Annotated in this window: 23 protein-coding genes and 1 tRNA gene; 15 read left to right on the forward strand and 9 right to left on the reverse strand. The window is 58.4% G+C overall.

The window, feature by feature from the left end:
- Window positions 1-8 precede the first annotated feature (8 nt).
- The 6 genes from ACR3EN_RS01010 (at window position 9) to ACR3EN_RS01035 (ending at window position 4532) form a co-directional block, all read left to right on the forward strand.
- Window positions 9-740, forward strand: a complete 732-nt coding sequence (locus ACR3EN_RS01010) for a hypothetical protein (protein ID WP_480918380.1) — start codon at window positions 9-11, stop codon at window positions 738-740.
- A gap of 231 nt (window positions 741-971) precedes the next feature.
- Window positions 972-1142, forward strand: a complete 171-nt coding sequence (locus tag ACR3EN_RS01015) for a hypothetical protein (protein WP_480870217.1) — start codon at window positions 972-974, stop codon at window positions 1140-1142.
- A gap of 115 nt (window positions 1143-1257) precedes the next feature.
- Complete coding sequence (locus ACR3EN_RS01020; protein ID WP_480870220.1) at window positions 1258-1830, forward strand: recombinase family protein; 573 nt, start codon at window positions 1258-1260, stop codon at window positions 1828-1830.
- Window positions 1831-2156: 326 nt separating this feature from the next.
- Window positions 2157-3017 (forward strand): hypothetical protein, encoded by an 861-nt coding sequence (locus ACR3EN_RS01025; protein ID WP_480870222.1) that lies wholly within the window; start codon window positions 2157-2159, stop codon window positions 3015-3017.
- Window positions 3018-3144: 127 nt separating this feature from the next.
- Window positions 3145-3528, forward strand: coding sequence for a hypothetical protein (locus ACR3EN_RS01030; protein WP_480870225.1), 384 nt, complete (start codon window positions 3145-3147; stop codon window positions 3526-3528).
- A gap of 35 nt (window positions 3529-3563) precedes the next feature.
- Complete coding sequence (locus ACR3EN_RS01035) at window positions 3564-4532, forward strand: hypothetical protein (RefSeq protein ID WP_480870228.1); 969 nt, start codon at window positions 3564-3566, stop codon at window positions 4530-4532.
- Between the two features lie 419 nt (window positions 4533-4951).
- On the opposite strand, the gene ACR3EN_RS01040 is transcribed toward ACR3EN_RS01035, so the two are convergent.
- Together ACR3EN_RS01040 and ACR3EN_RS01045 are read right to left on the reverse strand one after the other, a co-directional pair.
- A complete protein-coding gene (locus ACR3EN_RS01040; RefSeq protein ID WP_480870231.1) occupies window positions 4952-6307 on the reverse strand; it encodes a tyrosine-type recombinase/integrase in 1356 nt (451 codons plus the stop codon).
- Window positions 6308-6399: 92 nt separating this feature from the next.
- Window positions 6400-6475 (reverse strand) — tRNA-Thr (locus tag ACR3EN_RS01045).
- Window positions 6476-6653: 178 nt separating this feature from the next.
- Here ACR3EN_RS01045 and ACR3EN_RS01050 point away from each other — a divergent pair.
- The gene (locus ACR3EN_RS01050) at window positions 6654-7529 is read left to right on the forward strand and encodes a hypothetical protein (RefSeq protein WP_480819475.1); all 876 of its coding nucleotides are present in this window, start codon (window positions 6654-6656) and stop codon (window positions 7527-7529) included.
- A gap of 9 nt (window positions 7530-7538) precedes the next feature.
- On the opposite strand, the gene ACR3EN_RS01055 is transcribed toward ACR3EN_RS01050, so the two are convergent.
- The gene (locus ACR3EN_RS01055) at window positions 7539-7805 is read right to left on the reverse strand and encodes a DUF2312 domain-containing protein (RefSeq protein ID WP_480819474.1); all 267 of its coding nucleotides are present in this window, start codon (window positions 7803-7805) and stop codon (window positions 7539-7541) included.
- A 167-nt stretch (window positions 7806-7972) separates the two neighbouring features.
- On the opposite strand from ACR3EN_RS01055, the gene ACR3EN_RS01060 reads away from it, so the two are divergent.
- Window positions 7973-8191, forward strand: a complete 219-nt coding sequence (locus ACR3EN_RS01060; RefSeq protein ID WP_480819473.1) for a hypothetical protein — start codon at window positions 7973-7975, stop codon at window positions 8189-8191.
- Window positions 8192-8199: 8 nt separating this feature from the next.
- On the opposite strand, the gene ACR3EN_RS01065 is transcribed toward ACR3EN_RS01060, so the two are convergent.
- On the reverse strand, window positions 8200-8415 hold the full coding sequence (locus ACR3EN_RS01065; RefSeq protein ID WP_480819472.1) for a hypothetical protein: 216 nt from the start codon (window positions 8413-8415) through the stop codon (window positions 8200-8202).
- 242 nt (window positions 8416-8657) lie between these two features.
- On the opposite strand from ACR3EN_RS01065, the gene ACR3EN_RS01070 reads away from it, so the two are divergent.
- From ACR3EN_RS01070 to ACR3EN_RS01085, 4 genes are read left to right on the forward strand one after another with little or no spacing between them, the layout of a single operon-like run.
- Window positions 8658-9521 carry an MBL fold metallo-hydrolase gene (locus ACR3EN_RS01070; protein ID WP_480819471.1) on the forward strand — a complete coding sequence of 288 codons (864 nt, stop codon included), beginning with the start codon at window positions 8658-8660 and terminating at the stop codon, window positions 9519-9521.
- A 25-nt stretch (window positions 9522-9546) separates the two neighbouring features.
- Entirely contained in the window at window positions 9547-9975 is a 429-nt protein-coding gene (locus ACR3EN_RS01075; RefSeq protein ID WP_480819470.1) for a YeeE/YedE family protein, read from the forward strand.
- Complete coding sequence (locus ACR3EN_RS01080) at window positions 9975-10406, forward strand: DUF6691 family protein (protein WP_480819469.1); 432 nt, start codon at window positions 9975-9977, stop codon at window positions 10404-10406. Before ACR3EN_RS01075 ends, ACR3EN_RS01080 begins: the two co-directional genes overlap by 1 nt.
- A 9-nt stretch (window positions 10407-10415) precedes the next feature.
- Entirely contained in the window at window positions 10416-10844 is a 429-nt protein-coding gene (locus ACR3EN_RS01085; protein WP_480819468.1) for a protein tyrosine phosphatase family protein, read from the forward strand.
- Window positions 10845-10849: 5 nt separating this feature from the next.
- Here the strand turns inward: ACR3EN_RS01085 and ACR3EN_RS01090 are convergent, their stop codons facing one another.
- The 5 genes from ACR3EN_RS01090 to ACR3EN_RS01110 all read right to left on the reverse strand — a co-directional run bounded on the left by ACR3EN_RS01090 (window position 10850) and on the right by ACR3EN_RS01110 (window position 16750).
- The gene (locus ACR3EN_RS01090; protein WP_480819467.1) at window positions 10850-11932 is read right to left on the reverse strand and encodes a FliM/FliN family flagellar motor C-terminal domain-containing protein; all 1083 of its coding nucleotides are present in this window, start codon (window positions 11930-11932) and stop codon (window positions 10850-10852) included.
- Window positions 11933-12009: 77 nt separating this feature from the next.
- The gene (locus ACR3EN_RS01095; RefSeq protein WP_480819466.1) at window positions 12010-14691 is read right to left on the reverse strand and encodes an ATP-binding protein; all 2682 of its coding nucleotides are present in this window, start codon (window positions 14689-14691) and stop codon (window positions 12010-12012) included.
- A complete protein-coding gene (locus ACR3EN_RS01100) occupies window positions 14679-14999 on the reverse strand; it encodes a hypothetical protein (protein ID WP_480819465.1) in 321 nt (106 codons plus the stop codon). The genes ACR3EN_RS01095 and ACR3EN_RS01100 overlap by 13 nt, the downstream gene beginning before the upstream one ends.
- The gene (locus ACR3EN_RS01105) at window positions 14996-15376 is read right to left on the reverse strand and encodes a response regulator transcription factor (protein WP_480819464.1); all 381 of its coding nucleotides are present in this window, start codon (window positions 15374-15376) and stop codon (window positions 14996-14998) included. The genes ACR3EN_RS01100 and ACR3EN_RS01105 overlap by 4 nt, the downstream gene beginning before the upstream one ends.
- 78 nt (window positions 15377-15454) lie before the next feature.
- On the reverse strand, window positions 15455-16750 hold the full coding sequence (locus tag ACR3EN_RS01110; RefSeq protein WP_480819463.1) for a helix-turn-helix domain-containing protein: 1296 nt from the start codon (window positions 16748-16750) through the stop codon (window positions 15455-15457).
- A 165-nt stretch (window positions 16751-16915) separates the two neighbouring features.
- Between ACR3EN_RS01110 and ACR3EN_RS01115 the strand changes: the two genes are divergently transcribed.
- The 3 genes from ACR3EN_RS01115 (at window position 16916) to accC (ending at window position 19450) form a co-directional block, all read left to right on the forward strand.
- Window positions 16916-17452, forward strand: a complete 537-nt coding sequence (locus ACR3EN_RS01115; RefSeq protein WP_480819462.1) for a LuxR C-terminal-related transcriptional regulator — start codon at window positions 16916-16918, stop codon at window positions 17450-17452.
- 147 nt (window positions 17453-17599) lie between these two features.
- Window positions 17600-18091, forward strand: coding sequence for an acetyl-CoA carboxylase biotin carboxyl carrier protein (gene accB / locus ACR3EN_RS01120; protein ID WP_480819461.1), 492 nt, complete (start codon window positions 17600-17602; stop codon window positions 18089-18091).
- Between the two features lie 9 nt (window positions 18092-18100).
- Entirely contained in the window at window positions 18101-19450 is a 1350-nt protein-coding gene (gene accC / locus ACR3EN_RS01125; protein WP_480819460.1) for an acetyl-CoA carboxylase biotin carboxylase subunit, read from the forward strand.
- Window positions 19451-19469 lie beyond the last annotated feature (19 nt).

The following is a 19469-nucleotide window of genomic DNA, read 5'->3' on the forward strand; positions in this document are numbered from 1 at the left end:
GCTTGGCTATGGATTTCACACTTGGCGATATGACTGTGACAGAAGCAGTATGGGTTCCGCTTATATCAGCGCTAGCAGGTGGCGTGCTTGCTCTATTAGGGTCGTTTGGTGCTACATGGCAGAATAATCGTGCAGCACGCATGATACGTGAAGAAGAGATTGAACGCCAAGGCGCAGAGAGTGCTTATGCTACGTTTTTCAAGCTACTTGAAGCGCACGAATCCGCTGCGAACCTACAGAGTCAAATAAACGAAATGTTCGATGTGGCTGCCGAGAACGGCGCTGAAGACATGGAGCCATGGGCTAAGGTTACGGAGTTGGTCGGAGCAGTAGACGAAATCAGAACAATAGAGCCGAGTGAGAGTTCATTTTTAATAGCCGAAAAGCAGGCCGATCTTCTGAATGAAGTCCACCTAATACAAAAGCGTATTGCCAATATAGTGGCGTCTGCTGCCAAGTATAACGAAATTCGTTCCGAACTTCACGAATTCCTACTCGCAAACATGTCAGAAGGTGAGTTGAGTGAGGGCACACGATTTGCGGCATCATTTGAAGGAAAAGCCGGGATTCACGCTGAAATGCTATCTAGCAGGGCCAACAACCTGCTCGGGCAAATCATGGCGTTTCTTGAGAAAGATGTGCCCGCTTCGTGGGATGTAACCAAAAATTTTAAAAGCGCCGCAAGCGCACGGTTCGGGGACAAGTTTCCAGAGTTTAATCTCGAACTTGAGCAGATGTGAAAACGCAACACACCCCTAAACTGAATTCACCGCAAAAATTTAAGTGCCTAAGATACATGGATGGGATGGCGATTTCCCCCATATGGGCACCTTTTTGCACCCATTAGCTCCACCTGCGGAAATGCTCCACTTATGCAATAAAAACAATAACTTGAAGTTATTTTCGGTAGCAACCATGTTGTCTCTGCATCGTGTTGGTGCATACCTAACAAACACTTAAAGGAAACACTGATGATCATCTTTGACATCCACCTTGGCCGCTTCTCCATCCTCGCCCAGCGCGAACCTGATTGGCGCAGCTTTAAAGTGACCCGTGAGGGGCAAGGAGAGATCGCCATTGATCTGCCTTACGCCTGCATCTTTCTCACTAACTACCGGCGCACCTTCAGTAATTCCCAATAGACCAAGGCCTCGTGGGAACCGTGTGGGTGTGTCTGATGATTTCCCAAAAGAATGGTATTGACGTTTTGGGAAGGCTTTCCCAAATAGTTTAAGACACCAGTTGGAAAGAACGACCATGATCATCGGATACGCCCGCACATCCACACTCGACCAGAAGGCAGGCTTGGAGGCACAGCAGAGAGACCTTGAGGCCGCTGGTTGCGAGAAGGTCTTCACGGAACAAGTATCGTCGGTGGATTTGCCAAGTCGCGAGAATTTAGAGAATGCCATCGAGTTCGCCCGCGAAGGGGACGTTTTGGTGGTGACTAAGCTGGACCGCCTTGCGCGTTCGGTTGCGCATCTCGTCAAAATCACCGAGCGCTTAGAAACCAAAGGCGTGGCCCTTCGCATCCTCGACGGCGCGATAGACACCACTACCGCGAACGGGCGACTTCACCTTAACATGCTGTCCAGCATCGCGCAGTTCGAGCGTGAGATCATGTTGGAGAGGCAACGCGAAGGTATTGCGAAAGCAAAGGCCAAGGGTCGTTACAAGGGCAGAAAGCCCACCGCCGTGGCGAAGACCGACAAAATCCTCAAGCTGGCAGGCGACGGCATGAAGCCGCTCAAGATCGCGGAGACCCTCGGCATAGGGAAATCCAGCGTATATCGCATTCTCGACGAGGCGAAGTCGGCTGAAGTTCAATAACCCCGTTCCTAGGCAGCGGGCGATAGGGTTCGAGAGACAGGTGTTCTCGCGACCCACATACTAGACCCAAGAGAGCACTGAACCTGAGCGGTCGCGGCAAGCGGCTTCGAGGAATGGCCCGCTGCCGTGGCTATGCGAAGACGGGACGGCACCTCTCGGGCACACGTGATGTCTACTTCTTTCACGAGACCTTCTCGGCGGCTTGGTCGGCTGCCGGGAAGGAAGCGTGTGGAAGCGGACGTGTGTCATGGGGTGCGAACAATCCTTTTCACAACTTGTCACATCATCTCTCTCGTCCATCCCAGCATGCAAAAAGGAACAATGACATGCAGAACAAGACCCTCACTAATATCGACCGAAACGACATCACGACGGACACCACATTCAGACACCGCTCTGGCCCTGATAGTGGCACACATTTGGCGGCGTTGCGGAAAACCCTCAGGAACACCGGCAGGCTAGACCCTGTGCTGGTTTGGCAAGAGGCCTGTGGCAAGGGCACGCCAACGGGTCGGTTAGTCTTGCTTGACGGTCACTACCGTCTTGCAGCTTATCGGGCAGAACAATCCGCCGGTAAGATTGAAGGCCGAGGTATCCCCGTGGTGATCTTGGTGGGCACCCGGATGGAGGCCCATCTGGCGGCGCTAATGGCGAACTCTAAGGACACGCTACCGCTAACCATGCAGGAACGCCTAAACGCAGCGTGGACACTTGTGAGGACTTACCGAAACGGCATCTCTAAGCCGCGCTTAGCAAGAGCCTCAGGTATTTCCGAACGGACCATCCTTAGCATGCGTCAGCAGATGAAGAAGTTTGCCGAGGAAGGAGAAGTTCCTGATGGCAACTGGCTCATCGACCGCAGGTTCCCCGTTCAGAGCGACTACGAACCACCCTCGGATGCCGCAAGACAGGCAATGGTGGCAAGCCTCTCTCAAGCTCTCAAAGCGGCCCTGAGCGAGGTCAGAACTCGCGACGTAGAGATCATCGGGGACGCGCTGCAGGAAGCCCTTGGTGTGCGCCAGTTCGCTACCATTGCGGACTACCTCGGGGGCAGCGATGACGGGGACGATAGAGACGTTGGGTGGATGGAACCTGACATCAATGAAGGCGGCTTCATGGACTTTGACCATGACCTCTTGGGCGACCCTTCAACGCGACCCCAAGAGGGAGCCGCGAGGATCAACTGAGAACATCCCAACCACGCAACCATAGACCACGCAAATTGCGCGGTTCTCACTATCAGATAATGCCCCTGTCGGACCAAGCGACGGGGCTTCTTCATTTTCAGTCACCGCAAGTGACAAAGGGAAACAAATGACCGACATCTACAAACGCCCAACCGGGTCCAAGGCAACGGCAGTGGGAGACCGCAACCGACGCCGATGGTCCCGCTACCTCCGCGAACGCCTCACTTTATTGGTGTCTCCGGTAGACTTCATGACTGCCGAGGAGGGCCAGACGTTGAACGCAATCCGACGTCAGCGCACGACCCAAAGCAAATACCCTTGGCAGAACAGGCCCACTTGGACCACGACCCGCATTCGCATCGACCAGTTGGCAACCCTTAGCCTCCTACAGAAGCGGCACCTCAAGGCCACCGGCAAGGAAATCTCAAAGGCCGAGGTCTTGGCCGCACTCATGGCCACCGGCCTCAACACCATCATTAACCACGAAGATTTTGGCGGCAAACCCGCCTGAGCTTCTCCCTTAAATCAACGTGAAAGATCAAAACTATGACTGACTGGACAACCGTATCCGGCACACCCGAAACAAACACATCAGCCCTATTGAACAAGGACGAAAAGACTACTCCTCACGCCGTCGTCGGCAACGGCGGACTTGAGGTCAATGGCTCAGGCCCCGTGCAACATTACCGCTCCTCGACTTACACGATGGGCCAAGAGGCCACTAAACAATCGTCCATCATGGACACTGCTAAAGCCGACCACGGAGGACAGATCATTGGACGCTCTCCCCATGGCAATGACATTGTCAGCATTGGCGGCATGACTACCACCATCAACGCAGCCGTCGCGGCTGGTTACCTTATTCGCAATCAGGATGGGTCTTTCTCGGACAAGGCAGTGCCGGAGGCCATTCGCAATCCTGTCGAAGGGGCGAGCGCGAAGGCACCCTCTCAGGACACCCCCAAGCAAACCTCTGATGGCATAACCGACTTGAGCCTATCCACAAAGACCACAGACGCCCTGACGAAGATCGCAACAACCGCGATGCCCGGAGACATTACCAAGGCCGTGGACGGCATCCTCATGCACGGCGAGGTGGACACGAACACGCTGAGCCGGATGGCGGGACAGATGGGAATGGAAGCCTCACAGGTTAACGCGCTCTGGCAAGCTGCACATGGCGGTTTCTACGAAGCCGGTGCAGATATTCTCGGAGAGGGCGGTATCGACGACGAAGCATTCGGGCAATGGGCCAACTCCAATCCGGCCACAGCACAAAAACTCATGGAAGCATCACGCGCGCTCGTCATGACCAATGACACCTCGGGTCTCAAGGACTTGCAAACCTCCTTTTACGAAAGTGCTGACAGGTTCATGCCTGAGGAGACCCGCAACGCGCTGACCGAGGCTGGTTTTGAATACCAAGACACACCATCGGGATTGAAGGTCGTCATTGACGGCACCCTCGTGTCCTTCGACGTGGCCGTAAAGCAGCAGATCATCCGTTTCATCTAACGCGCCCCCAACCTGTCCCCGAGCATCACCGTTCAGGGGCACTCCCCCAACTAAGACAAGGAGCCAAGAACATCATGGCCGAGATTTGCAAACCCAAGGTCGCACCAGACGAAAGTGGTGGTTTCAATCCCAATTGCAACCGAGCCTCAGGCGCTCAGTTTGCCTCTTCTGCTATCCCCAGCGCCGCTGAGGTCGCGGCCCGGGCCATGCGCAAGAGAGCCGCTGAGAGGGCCGCTCAGGAGGCCTACAGGCGTGCCAAGAAAGCATCGAAAGGGCGGTCTAAGAGTGAACCCCAACGATGGCTCTCGAACGATGACCTAGCCTGACGCCGCGAACACGAGCCTCACTGCCTCTCCTGAGGCGGTGGGGTGAGATGTATGAATGAAAGGTTGTGCGACCCGCTAGGCGGAAAGCCGAGACTACGGGGCAAGATCAATTGCTTTTTTCATCGCCTCTGCCCCTGCTTTCAGTTTGGCATCATCTCCGCCATAGACCCGGTCACCCTCACCACCAAGTGAATGCCCAAGAAGACGATGCTCAACTCTCTCTGGAACGCCTGCGAGGACAAGCCAGTCTTTCATGTTGTGCCGAAGTGAATGAAGAACGTGACGCTTGTCGTCTGTGATCTGTCTAAGATGCTTCATTAGCGCCTGAGATACTGCTTCGTATCCTCCTTCATGCGCATACCTTGCGAAAAGCATACGCTCTCCATCGGCCAGCTTCACGGCTTCCTGAGCGGCCAACAAGGCGTCACCGACAAGGGGAACCGCTCGAATGGAAACTTTCGTTTTAACACGCCTCTCTTCGTGCCACTCGACCCATATGTGAGGATGTTCGCCATCAAGCCTGACATCCTCGACGCGTAAACCAGCAACTTCGGAAACCCTGCAGCCGGTGCCCTGTAGCAACCGCCAGATAATCACAAGTGCAGGTTCTTTTGCCTTATCGTTCAGGCGTGCGCGCATCTTTAGAATAACGTTGCTTGGCAGAGGGTCGCGTTTCCGCCCCTCGCTTTCCGGCGGCGCGTTAGGGTCAACCGTTTCGAGACCAATGAAGGGGTTCTTTGCTTTGCCCTCAAGATCGAACTCAATGATGGCAAGGTTCACCATCGCCACGAGCATGTTGAGTTCTCGCTCAACAGAAGCGGGCGCGAGAGGTGAGCCGTCTTTCTTCCGTTCGCTCTTGTAAGTCTCCTCCAGTTTTCTCCCATGTGCCCTTTTGAGGTCCACCAATGCCAGCTTGCCGAGGGGGCCGAGCGCCTTTTCGACACGTCCGCACACGCGTTCCAGTTGGTTTCGTTTGTAGCGCCCTCTGGACCCGTCCACACGCAATTTGCGATACATCTCCTTCGCATCTTGCAAAGAAGCTGGCGGTTCATCCGCATCAGGGGTCATCAAGGCCCTAATCATGGTCGGGTCAGCACCACGACGGCGCAGGTCTTCTGCCAAGACAGCTTGTTTATCGTCGTCGCTAAGGCCTCCCTCTATGGCTTCCTTCATTGCGGTGACTTCCGCAACTGCTTCACGCCAGTGTTCGAGTGGCGAGAGTGAACCCTGACCAGCCGCCTTCAGTTTGGCTTTCTTTTCGATCTTTTTGTATTCCGCGAGGAGTGCCTCTTGCTCAGAAACAAGGGCCGAACCCTCTCGTGCCTTCATGGGAACCTGAAAAAACTCTTCCCCCAAGACCTCCATGACAGCCTTTGAGTAGCGCTTACGAAAGCGCTTGCGGCCTCCCGGCAGGTTGTCGACGTATTTGAGTTTCACCATCACCACCATCGCATGTGTCCCGTTTGTGTCCCGTTTTGTGTCTCGGGATGGGCGCGAAGTGCCTGATATCCTTGAAAAACAAAGCCTTCAAGCGGCTTTTGTGGTGCCCCCACACGGACTCGAACCGCGGACCTACTGATTACAAATCAGTTGCTCTACCAGCTGAGCTATAGGGGCACTGGATGCCGATTAATGCGTTGGCCCGGCAACTGCAAGACAGAATTTTTGCCTGATCTTAACACCGGGTTGTTTTTTTGCCAGCATGCCCCTCGGGTGCCCCATGTTAGGCATTTGACCACGCTCGGTGCAAATTGTAACCCGACCCGGTTCGTACCGTATGGAAGGATAGACGACAATGCAGGTGGCCATCCATGCCGGTACGCGCTTTACCGATGAAGGCGACGTGCTCAGGCTGCTCAAGGCAAATGCCGCGGTGGTTCACGGCAACGGTGCGGCGTTCTGGGGCTTCCGGGCTTACAAGAACATATTCCGGTCCGCGCTAGGGGTGATCGGCGACAGACCCCCCGAGGCGGAAACTCTGGCCAAGTTTGAAACCATCACACCAGATGATCGAGAGATCAGTCGCGCCATCCTGTATCGCGCCGAATATCTGGGCGAAAACCCTACCACCATCATGGACGGGCAGTTTTATCCGCACGCCGGAAAGCGCATTGCATTGATGGATCAGCTGTTCGCGGACGCTCAGATCGAGCTGTTTGTCGCACTGCGCAATCCCGGCACATATATTCCGAAGGTCCTGATGTCACTTTCCCAGCCCGAGCGGGACAGGATTCTGGCAACAACGGACCTGAGCTGTCTGAGCTGGTTGAGCGTGATCGAAGACCTGCGGGATTTGGCACCAGATGTAAAGATAACGTTGTGGAGCAACGAAGACTCGCCGCTACTGCAAGGTGAAATCGTCCGCGCCTTGGCCAGGCTGCCAGAGGACTTGCGCTTGCGTAACGAATACAAACTGCTTTCGTCGCTTGTATCCGAGACCGGTCGCCAACAGATACAGGACCTCAGACAACAGGACCTCTCGCCCAATGACCCCACCGTAAAAGAGGCGCTTGCCACCATTTTCCGAGACCATGCCCTGGCGCATGAGATCGAGGAAGAGGTTGAGTTGCCCGGCTGGGACCAGGATGTCGTGGCGGCGTTTACCGAGCTTTACGAGCAGGATCTGGCACGATTGCAAACCATGCCAGATATCAGGTTCCTGCGGCCGTAACGGCGCGCGCTACATGCCCAGCGCTTCTTTATACATCTCAAGCACCGCCTCTTCTTCGGCAATGTCATCCTTGTCACGCTTGCGCAAAGCGACAACCTTGCGCATCACTTTCGTGTCGTAGCCACGCGCCTTGGCTTCAGCCATGACCTCTTTTTGCTGATCAGCGATATCTTTCTTTTCCGCCTCAAGACGCTCGAACCGCTCAATGAACTGGCGCAACTCGCCTGCGGTTACGCGATAATTGGCGGCGGCCTGATCTTCGGTGATGTCATCCATCTGCGTCTCTCCCAAGGGCTGAAAAACAAGATGCCCGGAAGGCGGGCAGGATGCCGGATACATTGCCGCCCGCCCAACCGCAAGCGCGCATTCGGGATGGCAGGCTTGTCTGGCACGCCGCGATCCGCTAAGCGCGATCTCAGTTTTAAGGGATGAGTGTGGAAACCATGTTCGACATGATCGTCTGGGGCGGGGCCGCCCTGTCTCTGGCCGGGCTGGTCGGGCTTGTCTGGTGCATCTTACGCGTAATGAAGGCGCGCCGATCTGGTCTGAGTGATGATGAACTGCGCGCCGCGGTTCAAGCGGTACTTCCCTGGAACCTCGCCTCTCTTTTCTTGTCTGTCATTGGACTGATGTTGGTCATCCTCGGGATCTCGTTTGGATGACCAACCGATCAGACGGGCATGTTGTCAAAGCGCGCTTCAAGTGCATCCTCGGCAAGGGCCGCATCCAGCCGCCGCAACCGTGACGGAATCTGAACGCCCCGCGCACGCATCTTGTCGATCACCTTGCTGACACTGGGTTGCAATTCCAACCGGGTATCGAGACATGCGCCACAAAGCCTTTGCTCAAGGCGTTCCGCTTCGGTGTAAAGGTCCTGAGCAGTCATTTTGCATCCTCCCAATTGGTGTCACTTTGCCTGATATAGGTAACAGAAATAAGATCAGCATGAGACTTGATCAACGTATCGCAAATTCTTGCCGAGACACCGCAAAAACCGGCGATACGCTGCGGGTCGCCTAAAGGATATACAAATTACACGCGTCTTGCCTTGACAGACATCAACTCGTGATTTGGCACTTGCGTCACATTCCGCTATCAATATGTGAATCTGCCCAGACGGAGGACCACATGACCCCTATCGTGAACGCCTTTTTCGATCCACAGACCTTCACTGTGTCATATGTTGTGCGCGAACCCGAAGGTCAGGCCTGTGCCATCATCGACAGCGTACTGGATTTTGATCACGCCTCCGGGCGCACGGACACAGCGTCGGCAGATCAAATCGTCGATCATGTCGTGGCCAATGGGCTCAGGGTCGACTGGATTCTGGAAAGCCATGTCCACGCCGATCATTTGTCGGCCGCGCCCTATCTTCAGCAAAAGTTGGGGGGGAAAATCGGAATTGGTGAGAACATCGTGACCGTGCAGGACACGTTCGGAAAAGTCTTCAATGAAGGGACCGAATTTCAGCGTGACGGTAGCCAATTCGATGCACTGTTCGCCGAAGGCTCCAGCTTTCACATCGGTCAGATGCGCGGCGATGTTTTGCATACGCCCGGCCACACACCTGCCTGCATGACCTATGTGATCGGCGATGCGGCCTTCGTGGGTGATACGCTGTTCATGCCCGATTTCGGCACCGCGCGATGCGACTTTCCCGGCGGTTCGTCCGCGGATCTGTACGCCTCGATCCAGAAGATCCTCTCGCTACCCGATGAGACGCGCATCTTTGTCGGCCATGACTACAAGGCGCCCGGCCGGGATGAGTATGCCTGGGAAACGACGGTCGGCGAGCAAAAGGCGTTGAACATCCACATCGGACAAGGCCGCAGCATCGAAGAATTCGTCGAAATGCGCGACGCGCGCGATGCAACGCTATCGATGCCACGTCTGATCCTGCCCTCGCTGCAGGTCAACATGCGCGCCGGGCAGATGCCGCCCGCAGATGACAATGGCGATGTGTTCATGAAACTCCCGGTCAACAAATTATGACTGCCGGATAAGAGAGGAACCGGAAATGCATATCGACTGGCTCTGGGGCTTGGCCGGAGGACTTTTGATTGGATCGGGCGCAGCCGTGTATCTGCTGTGCAATGGGCGCATCATGGGCGCAAGCGGTATCCTTGCTGGCGTGCTGACACGCAGTGAACGCAGCGCGATGACGGAACGGCTGGCCTTTCTGGTCGGCTTGATCGGGATGCCGTTTTTGCTGCGCCCATTGATCGCTCCGCAGGCGCAAACCCATCTGACCGGCGATCTGGCGCTGGTCATCATGGCAGGGCTGTTGGTTGGCGTGGGAACCCGCATCGCCAATGGCTGCACTTCCGGGCATGGCGTTTGCGGCATTTCCCGCTTCTCGCTGCGGGGTATCGTGGCCACTGTGTTCTACATCCTGGCCGGCGGTCTGACCGTCGCGGCGTTTCGCCATGGCCTGGGGGTGATCTGATGCGCAACTTGTTTGCATTTCTGGCCGGTTCCTTGTTCGGGACAGGGCTTTTGATCTCCGGCATGACCGATACGACCAAGGTGCAGGGCTGGCTGGATGTTTTCGGCAACTGGGACGCGACGCTGGCCTTTGTCATGGGCGGTGCCATCCTGCCCATGCTGGTTGCATGGCGCATGACCCGCCGCGGTGCACCACTGGTCGGTGGCGCGTTCCCCGCTCCGCCCCGGGTCGAGCTTGACCGGCGGTTGATCGTCGGTTCAGTGTTGTTCGGCGTAGGTTGGGGATTGGTAGGTTTGTGCCCCGGTCCGGCTATGGCATCGCTGAGTTATGGCGGCACTGGCGGAATTGTGTTCCTGATCGCCATGATCGCAGGCATGTTTGCCGCCCCAATGGTGGGGGCGCAACTGGACAGGATGGAAAACCCGGCCTAAGCAATTGTCATGGAGATTCGACCGATTACCCCCCGCTACGCTGTCTCGCCTCAGATCAAGATTGAGGACGTGCCAGCCATCGCCGAGGCAGGTTTTGTCAAGGTGATCTGTAACCGCCCCAATTCCGAAGTGCCCCCGGACCAGCAATCCGATGCCATCGGTCAGGCCGTCCGGGACGCCGGGTTGGAATATGAGGTGCTTGAGCTGACGCACCAGACGATGACCCCCGAAAACGTTGCCCTGCAACGCGATATGGCGGAAAACTGCAGCGGGCCGGTTCTGGCCTATTGTGCATCTGGCACACGATGCTCTGTCGTTTGGGCGCTGGGTCAATGCGACAGGCTGACGACGGATGATATTCTGGATGCAACCAGCAAGGCGGGATACGCGCTGGAGAACCTCCGTCCGGCACTGGACCAGATGCGCGGACAGAGCTGAAGCGATCAGCCTTGGTCATCCATTTCTGAAAGCCCAGCGAGCTGCGAAATCTCGGAAACAATTTGCACCGCGTCGATCGGCGAGGCATCACTCCCTTCTTTGGTGTCGCCGAGGGGGGTTAGCTCGCCCAGATTATCACCGGTGTCCTCCGGCGCTTGTGCATGAACAGGACCGGACCGGCTTGCGAGGAACGGCTGCTGCTCTGTTGGGGGCAAGGTTGTCATGCCCCGATCTTCGTTGATCCGAACTGCACGCATCCCACCGCATTGACCCAGTCGACCAACAGCCATCCGGCCCCGGTCAATGGTCACGATTTCAACCTTATCCAGTTTCGCCCGGCTCAGCGGCAGTTGATCCCCGACAGACAACCCCGACAAGCTGGTCAGCGGCAGCGACACGCGACTGAGCACTGCACATAATTCGGCCCGCATGACCCCCGAGGCTTGCTCCAAGTTGCGGCCAATAGGGGTCTCTGACGCGCTCTGCTTCTGATCACCGGCCGCAGGGTTGGGCAGTAGGATGCACATCTCTCCCTGACGTGTTCCGCCAGCCAGTTCCACCGTCAGATCAATGGCCTGATAGCTCTCGTCCGCCATCGCCAATAGCAGGGCACGCACGGTCTCGGGACGCGAGGCGTATTCATATCCCGAAAGACTGGCAAGATCTTCGGGCGCATCAACAAGCCTGCAGGCACGCGCCATCATGTCTTCCAGCAATGGCGCGACCATGGCCGCGTCGGTGTCCGTGAATGCGCGCTCGGCCGGGGTGTCAGGTGTCACCATGCCGATGGTCTGCTGCTGCACAATGGCCCCGACACATCCGGCGTTCAGACACACTGCCGCAGCCCCCGATTGCCCGGACGCAAACAGCAGCAGCAACCAGTCGTCGGGCAACCTGTCCGCCAATTCGGCCTGTGCGCGGTGGCCCTGCTTCGCCCCGATCACTGAAAGAGGTAACCCCAACCCCTCACCCGCGGCACGCGCCAGCCCCAGACGCAAAGCGCGCAGGATTGACCGGCTTGGCTCAACCACCCGATCCTGCCCTGTCGAAAGCTTGCGCGCCAAAGCTGCGTTGGCTTGAACCGTCATCGTCCGATACCGCCGTTAGTCGCTGTTTCGAATCTTGGTTTAACCCGGCGGTCGTTACCAATATCTTTATGCGGATGTTATTGCGCGGCCTGCTGGTAAGCCAACGGCAGGCTGACCCGGAACGCCGCACCACCCTGCCCCGGCAGATAGGCGACCTCACCACCAAGTCGCTGCATGATCTCGCGACAGATCGCCAGCCCCAGACCTGCACCGCCGGCCTTGTCCGACCCGACGCGGGCGAACTTCTCGAAGACCATCGACTGTGCCTCGAACGGGATACCGCTGCCATTGTCGATGAAATCGATCAGCACCTGTCCGCCCACATCATGGGCAGAGATCGTCAACACCGGCTCAGCCGCGTTGCAGTACTTTTGCGCATTTGAGATCAGGTTGATGAAAACCTGCCCCAGCCGGTCCAAATCGGTGTGTAGCGGGATGCGTTCCGACGGGCGCACGCGTTTAACGGTCAATTTCCTCTCACCGCCCGTCAGGGCACTGGACAGGGCACGATCAAGGATCTGGCTTAGCGTAGCCTCGCCCATGTTCAGACTTACCTGACCACTTTCCAGCACACTCAGATCCAGCAGATCGTCCAACAGGCGCGTCAGACGCAGCGCCTCGTCATGAATGATCGCGGCATAGCGGGTCTGCTCTGCGTCGCTCAGCCCGTCGGTATCGCGCATGATCTCGGAAAAAGCCCGGATCGAGGTCATGGGCGTACGCAATTCGTGGCTGACCTGGCTGAGAAACGCGTCTTTCTGCATCGAAACCTGCGTCAACTTGGTGTTCGCCTCGCGCAGTTGCCGCGCCGTCCGGGTCAGTTCGGCGGATTTTGCCTCAAGCTGACCTGAATACTCCAGCAGCTGCGCCGACTCATCGGCCACAGCCAGCAAATCTTCGACCGAAACCGAAGCACCGCCAACGATCTGCCCGATCATGGCGTGCGCCGTGGCCGCACCCACCGAGCCGCTCAGCTCGCGCTCCAGCCGTTCCAGGAATTGCGGCGTGGGTTCTGGAAGGCGTCCGGGTCTGCCCTTCTGCCGCTCGGCCTCGGCCTGAAAGAACTCCTGCGCCGGGGCGGTGCCCAGAATGCGTTGGGTCATGATCATCAGATCTTCGCTTTGCGCCACCGAACCGGTCCAGCCGCGCAGCGCAGCAGAGTGATCAAAAACGTTCACGAACTGCGCGCCCTGCAGGCGTTCCAGCGGACTGGGAAAGCTGAGCATCGAGGCGACACAGAAGGCGATCGTATTCAGCGACAGCGACCACATGACCGTGTGCACCATGGGATCAATCCCTTCGATCCCGAACAGGGCTTGTGGGCGCAACCAGCCCCAGCCGAAGGGACCGTTCTCGATGACCGAGATCGGGATGAGGCCCCCGCCCATGCCCGGCAGCAGCAGCGTGTATATCCACAAGACAAATCCGACGGTCAGCCCAACCAACGCTCCTGTCCGCGTCGCCCCGCGCCAGAACAGCCCGCCCACAAGCGCGGGCAGAATCTGCGAAATCCCGGCAAAGGCCACCAATCCGATTGACGCCAGCGCCGCCCCTCCGCCGGAGAGGCGATAGTAGAAATAACCCAGCGCCATGATCGCCGCGATCGAGACCCGCCGCGCGATCAGTACGATGGTTCGCACATCACCCGAGACCGAGCCCGCGCCCTCTTGCGTATTCAGCCAGATGGGCATCACCACATGGTTCGACACCATGGTTGACAGAGCCATCGCGGTCACGATCACCATCGACGTAGCCGAAGAAAACCCGCCAATGAAGGATAACATCGCCAGCCAGTCATTGCCCTGCGACAGCGGCACGGTCAGCACGAACAGGTCGGGGTTCGAGCCTTCCGGCATCAGGTCCAGCCCAACGACGGCAATGGGCACCACAAACAGGCTCATCAGCAGCAGATACAGCGGAAAGGCCCAGGCGGCGGTACGCAGGTGGCTTTCGTCATCATTCTCGACCACCATCACCTGAAACATTCGCGGCAGGCAGACAAAAGCCGCAGCCGACAGGAAGATGAAAGTGGTCCAGCGCCCGGCATCCACACGCCATTGGCCGATCTCCGATGCATCGATCTGGTCCATCATGGGTCCGATCCCGCCGGCAATGCCCCAGACCACGAAGATGCCGACCGCCAGCAGGGCAAACAGCTTGACCACGGATTCCAGCGCGATGGCGGTCACCACCCCGTGGTGGCGTTCGTTTGCGTCAAGATTTCGGGTGCCGAACAGAATGGCAAACATCGCCAGACCGGCAGCCACCCAGAACACGCTTGAGCCCTCACGGTAAAGACCAGTTGGATCCGCCTCGGCAAAGATCGAGAATGACAGTGTAATCGACTGCAATTGCAGAGCGATGTAGGGCGTGCCGCCCAGCACCGCCAGAATGGTGACGCAGACGGCCAGCGTGTTGGACTTACCATAGCGGGATGAGATCAGGTCAGCGATCGACGTCACCCTCTGGCTGCGCCCGATGCGCACCAGCTTGCGCAGACCCCACCACCAGCTGACCATGACAAGCGTCGGACCCAGATAGATGGTCACAAACTCCAGCCCCGAACGTGCAGCGCTGCCGACGGCACCATAGAATGTCCACGCGGTGCAGTAGATCGACAGCGACAAGGTGTAGATCAAAGGCGAGCGCAGCCACCTGCCGCCGCCAGCAGCCGCCAGACGGTCCGCTGCAAAAGCCACGCCGAACAGCAGCACGACATAGCCCAGACAGACCAGAATGAGGACATTCAGCGTTGCCATGGCTCGGCCTCGGGTTCGGCGTTCTCACGCGCCGCCATGCGTCTGGCGGCAAACCCGAAAATCAGGCTGATCAGTATCAGAACACCCCAGCAGGCAAAGATGTAGAACATGGCCGACGACAGCAACACGGCGTCGGACCCGCCCGAGCTATCGGGCCATAGCAAAGGCAAAGCCAGCATCGCAGCACCCAGAAACGGCAACAGCCTTGCCGCATCCGCCAACCGGCGGCGGCGATAGCTTTGACGCTCCAGAAACAGTGACGGACGGGTGGAACCCGCTGAATCCTTGCGCTCGTCCGACGGGCTCATGACCGCGAGGCCTGCGCATGCAGGTCGCGCACTGCGGTCAGAACCTCGGCATTCGAGAACGGTTTTGTCATAAAGCGGCTGACCCCGGCCTGCTCGGCCATCTCGCGGTCGCGGGACTGGCCGCGCGCGGTCAGCATAAGAACCGGCAAGCCCTGTGTTTCATGGTGTTCGCGCAGATCACGCAAAATATCCATCCCGCTTTTGCCCGGCAACATCACATCCAGTATGACCAGATCGGGTTGGGCCGCCAAAACGACCTGAACCGCATCTGTGCCCTCAGCATGGGTTTCTACCTGCCACCCCTCGCGCGTCAGCAGAAACCGGATCGCCTCGGTGATATTAGGCTCATCCTCGATCAGCAGAACCTTACGGCTCATATTTGCAATTCCTCCCCATGACCGGTCGCACGCCCGGCCACCTGTCCAGCACAGATTAAGCGCTGTCTCGGGAACCTGTCAAAACCCTTCGCTCAGGATCGAGGGTTCGCGCCGCGCACTGCAGTCACGTTTCGGACAGATCCGGCAACTCGCGCCCGCCTGCGCCGCGTTTGCGGCTGGTTGCGCCGTGTCCTCGACCGGCAAAACCAGCATGACAGATCGATAGACCGGCTCATCCCCGAACGCCTCGGCAGGTTGAGGCCACGCGATCGCAAAACACTCGAACTCAGCCGCCGTCCGACCCAATTGCACCACGCGCTTGCGGATCGGCACCAGAGGACGGTTCAGCGCCGTGAACAATGGCCAGAGCGGGCAAGCCTCGCCATGGCGCGGCAAGCCAAAGCCCGGTGCCGGTTTGTAAAAGAGCACACTGCCCGAGGCATCGCAGATCACCAGCCCCGCCGGGCGCGCCAGCGTCCCTTCGGGCAAAAAGGCCAGCCGCCGCAGCACCGTTGCCAGATCGACCGAAAACGCGTTGGCCAGCGCCAGGGGGTCGATCTCTGCGTTGCTCAGTGCGGCCTGCACCTGTTCCAGCGGCATGGCACGCGCATCCGATGCGCAGAGATCAAGTACATCGGCAGCCACCGTCCTGGCGGCGGATGACTCCAGCGCCTCCAGCGGCACGTCGGCGCTGTGGCCACCAGCCTCGATCTGGGGGAAATGAAAGCCCTGCTCGGCGAAAAACGCCTCGACCGCGTCCAGCGGCACGCCGCGCAAATCCCCCTGCCCCTCGGTGTCATCCAGATAGTTTACCAGCGCCTTCGAGCTTTCCGCCAATCGTTCGGCGTCCTGGTGCAGGTTGCTATGGAAACGGTCACGCCACTCGGCCTCGATTTCGCCGGGTTCTGCAAGAATGGCTGCGGTTGAGCGGATCGCCGCGGCGGTTGACAACACTTCATGCATCGACGCCGCCAAATGCGGATCATGGGTCAGCCGGTCCGACAGGGTTTCGACCGTGCGTTCCAGCGAGATCACACGGCGGTGCGTCTGCGCCAGAACTGAGGACCAGCCAGGAAAGCGCCCTGCGAATTCCTCAAGCGCGTCCTGTTCGGCCGTTTGGCCCACCGCATCTGCCGCGGCCTCGCGCAAGGCCGAAATCAGCGTCTCTTCAATACCCTGCGTCAGCAGAGATGGCTCGACCGACAAGGCAGCTGCGATATCGACCAGCAACTTACCCCCGATACGGCGACGATTATGTTCGATCAGGTTCAGATATGAGGCCGAAATTCCCACCTGCCGCGCCAGTTCTGCCTGACGCAGCCCTGAAATCTGCCGCCTTTCGCGTATCCGGCTGCCGGTCAGAGTGTCTCGCATTGCCGCTGAACCTTTCGGAGCGCTGTCCGATTTTGCAGAATTACCCGGTGTTTTTTAACAGTTATCTTTGCGTTTTCAAAGTGTCTTTACAACCTTAACAAATAGCCCTAAGCGAAACCGCTGCCTCCTCTTCTCTTTCCGCGCAATACGCGTCACCATGAAGCCATGAGCGACCCCGCCTTCGAATATGCCCCCATCGGCCTTGTCGAGCTGGAAAACCGGATCATCCGGCGCTGCAACCTGCAATTCGCGCGGACCTTCGGCGGGGATGAGGCCGACTATCGCAACATGCCGCTGCTGCATCTCTACCCATCGGTGGCGGATTGGGAACGGATTGGCGCACGCAGCCTGCAAGTCATGCGCGACACTGGCTATTACACCGATGAGAGGGTCATGCGCCGCCGCAACGGCGATCTGTTCTGGTGCCGCGCACGGGGCCGGTCGCTGACACCAGATGACCCGTTCCGTCATGGAGTCTGGAGCTTTTCAGACATCTCGGAAGAACGCCCTCTGGTTGAACTGACCACCCGCGAACGCGAGGTCGCGATCCTGTCCTGCCGGGGCCTTTCAGCCAAGGAAATCGGTGTCGAACTGGGACTGAGCTATCGCACGATCGAAGCCTACCGCGCGCGGCTGCTTGAGAAATTTGGCGCGCGCAAACTGCCCGAATTGGTGGCCAAACTCTCGGGGATGCCGCTCTGAGTGCGATCGGTGCTGCAAATCCCGCAACCCCCACATTGTAGGCTCAAACGACGCTTTTCATGCCCGACGCCATGCCTTATAACCCTGCGTAATCAGACCAAGCCCGCACGGAACAGACGGGCCATAGGGGAACCTTCGAGGACACTCATGACAGATACCAAACACGAAGCGGATGTGGCGTTCATCAAGGCACTGGCCGAACTGCTGCGCGAGAATGACCTGACCGAGCTGCAGGTCAAGCGCGAATATGGCGAAGAAGACAGCCTGAATGTCCGCGTGAGCCGGATGTCGCAGACGGTTGCCGCTCCGGTTCAGGTGGCCGTCCCGGCCGCAGCGCCTGCCCCGGCCGCTGCCCCTGCTGCCGCCGCCGAAGCGCCCGCTGCTGTCGATGATCCCGCGAGCCACCCGGGCGCGGTGACCTCGCCCATGGTTGGTACCGTCTACATGCAGCCCGAACCTGGCGCGCCCTCGTTCATCAGCGTTGGTGCATCAGTGTCAGAAGGCGACACCTTGCTGATCGTCGAAGCCATGAAAACCATGAACCACATCCACGCGCCCAAATCGGGCACCATCAAGCGCATTCTCGTCGCGGATGGCGATGCCGTGGAATTCGGTACGCCTTTGGTCATCGTTGAGTAAGGCGGGCCCATGTTCGACAAAATCCTGATTGCCAACCGAGGCGAGATTGCCCTGCGCGTGATCCGTGCAGCCCGCGAGATGGGGATCAAGACGGTTGCCGTGCATTCGACTGCCGACAGCGACGCGATGCATGTGCGCATGGCGGACGAATCGGTCTGCATCGGCCCTCCGCCCAGCCCGCAGAGCTATCTGTCGGTGCCTGCTATCATCTCGGCCTGTGAAATCACCGGCGCGCAGGCGATTCACCCGGGCTATGGCTTCTTGTCTGAAAATGCCGAGTTTGTGCAGATCGTCGAAGACCACGGCATCACCTTCATTGGCCCCACCGCCGAACATATCCGCGTAATGGGCGACAAGATCACCGCCAAAGACACGATGAAAGAACTGGGTGTGCCCTGCGTGCCCGGCTCGGACGGCGGGGTGCCGACACTGGCCGACGCCAAGCGCATCGGTGAAGAGTTCGGCTATCCCGTCATCATCAAGGCCACCGCCGGTGGTGGCGGGCGCGGCATGAAAGTCGCGCAAAGCGCTGATGAGATGGAAAGCGCCTTCATGACCGCGCGGGCCGAGGGCAAAGCTGCCTTTGGCAACGATGAGGTCTATATCGAGAAATACCTGACCACGCCGCGCCACATCGAGATTCAGGTCTTTGGCGACGGCAAGGGCAAGGCGGTTCATCTGGGCGAGCGCGACTGCTCGCTTCAGCGTCGTCACCAGAAGGTCTTTGAAGAGGCCCCCGGCCCCTGCATCACCCCCGAAGAACGCGCCAAGATCGGCAAGATCTGCGCCGATGCGGTCGCCAAGATCAACTATATCGGCGCGGGCACCATCGAGTTCCTGTATGAGAACGGCGAGTTCTATTTCATCGAGATGAACACTCGCCTGCAGGTCGAACACCCCGTCACCGAGGGCATCTTCGGCGTCGATCTGGTGCGCGAACAAATCCGTGTCGCCGCTGGCGAAGAGATGTCCTTTGGCCAGGATGATCTTGAGATCAATGGCCACGCTATCGAGGTTCGGATCAACGCGGAAAAATTGCCCAACTTCTCACCCTGCCCCGGCAAAATCACCGCATATCACGCACCGGGTGGTCTGGGCGTGCGGATGGATTCAGCGCTTTATGACGGATACTCGATCCCGCCTTACTACGACTCGCTGATTGCCAAACTCATCGTGCAGGGCCGCGACCGGACCGAGGCGCTGGCCCGTCTGGAACGAGCGCTGGGCGAGTTGATTGTCGACGGCATCGATACCACCGTGCCGCTGTTCCACGCGCTGCTGCAGGAACCCGATCTGCACAGCGGCGACTATAACATCCACTGGCTGGAGCACTGGCTTGCGGAGAACATGGCCCAATAAACGCATGGGATCGGAGGGC

The sequence above is a fragment of the Ruegeria sp. G7 genome (assembly GCF_056535465.1).

What these genes read in the sequence shown, in the direction of transcription:
- ACR3EN_RS01010 (WP_480918380.1), top strand. Translation starts at nt 9, where the DNA reads ATGGATTTCACACTTGGCGATATGACTGTGACAGAAGCAGTATGGGTT.
- ACR3EN_RS01015 (WP_480870217.1), top strand. Translation starts at nt 972, where the DNA reads ATGATCATCTTTGACATCCACCTTGGCCGCTTCTCCATCCTCGCCCAG.
- ACR3EN_RS01020 (WP_480870220.1), top strand. Translation starts at nt 1,258, where the DNA reads ATGATCATCGGATACGCCCGCACATCCACACTCGACCAGAAGGCAGGC.
- ACR3EN_RS01025 (WP_480870222.1), top strand. Translation starts at nt 2,157, where the DNA reads ATGCAGAACAAGACCCTCACTAATATCGACCGAAACGACATCACGACG.
- ACR3EN_RS01030 (WP_480870225.1), top strand. Translation starts at nt 3,145, where the DNA reads ATGACCGACATCTACAAACGCCCAACCGGGTCCAAGGCAACGGCAGTG.
- ACR3EN_RS01035 (WP_480870228.1), top strand. Translation starts at nt 3,564, where the DNA reads ATGACTGACTGGACAACCGTATCCGGCACACCCGAAACAAACACATCA.
- ACR3EN_RS01040 (WP_480870231.1), bottom strand. Translation starts at nt 6,307, where the DNA reads ATGGTGGTGATGGTGAAACTCAAATACGTCGACAACCTGCCGGGAGGC.
- ACR3EN_RS01050 (WP_480819475.1), top strand. Translation starts at nt 6,654, where the DNA reads ATGCAGGTGGCCATCCATGCCGGTACGCGCTTTACCGATGAAGGCGAC.
- ACR3EN_RS01055 (WP_480819474.1), bottom strand. Translation starts at nt 7,805, where the DNA reads ATGGATGACATCACCGAAGATCAGGCCGCCGCCAATTATCGCGTAACC.
- ACR3EN_RS01060 (WP_480819473.1), top strand. Translation starts at nt 7,973, where the DNA reads ATGTTCGACATGATCGTCTGGGGCGGGGCCGCCCTGTCTCTGGCCGGG.
- ACR3EN_RS01065 (WP_480819472.1), bottom strand. Translation starts at nt 8,415, where the DNA reads ATGACTGCTCAGGACCTTTACACCGAAGCGGAACGCCTTGAGCAAAGG.
- ACR3EN_RS01070 (WP_480819471.1), top strand. Translation starts at nt 8,658, where the DNA reads ATGACCCCTATCGTGAACGCCTTTTTCGATCCACAGACCTTCACTGTG.
- ACR3EN_RS01075 (WP_480819470.1), top strand. Translation starts at nt 9,547, where the DNA reads ATGCATATCGACTGGCTCTGGGGCTTGGCCGGAGGACTTTTGATTGGA.
- ACR3EN_RS01080 (WP_480819469.1), top strand. Translation starts at nt 9,975, where the DNA reads ATGCGCAACTTGTTTGCATTTCTGGCCGGTTCCTTGTTCGGGACAGGG.
- ACR3EN_RS01085 (WP_480819468.1), top strand. Translation starts at nt 10,416, where the DNA reads ATGGAGATTCGACCGATTACCCCCCGCTACGCTGTCTCGCCTCAGATC.
- ACR3EN_RS01090 (WP_480819467.1), bottom strand. Translation starts at nt 11,932, where the DNA reads ATGACGGTTCAAGCCAACGCAGCTTTGGCGCGCAAGCTTTCGACAGGG.
- ACR3EN_RS01095 (WP_480819466.1), bottom strand. Translation starts at nt 14,691, where the DNA reads ATGGCAACGCTGAATGTCCTCATTCTGGTCTGTCTGGGCTATGTCGTG.
- ACR3EN_RS01100 (WP_480819465.1), bottom strand. Translation starts at nt 14,999, where the DNA reads ATGAGCCCGTCGGACGAGCGCAAGGATTCAGCGGGTTCCACCCGTCCG.
- ACR3EN_RS01105 (WP_480819464.1), bottom strand. Translation starts at nt 15,376, where the DNA reads ATGAGCCGTAAGGTTCTGCTGATCGAGGATGAGCCTAATATCACCGAG.
- ACR3EN_RS01110 (WP_480819463.1), bottom strand. Translation starts at nt 16,750, where the DNA reads ATGCGAGACACTCTGACCGGCAGCCGGATACGCGAAAGGCGGCAGATT.
- ACR3EN_RS01115 (WP_480819462.1), top strand. Translation starts at nt 16,916, where the DNA reads ATGAGCGACCCCGCCTTCGAATATGCCCCCATCGGCCTTGTCGAGCTG.
- accB (WP_480819461.1), top strand. Translation starts at nt 17,600, where the DNA reads ATGACAGATACCAAACACGAAGCGGATGTGGCGTTCATCAAGGCACTG.
- accC (WP_480819460.1), top strand. Translation starts at nt 18,101, where the DNA reads ATGTTCGACAAAATCCTGATTGCCAACCGAGGCGAGATTGCCCTGCGC.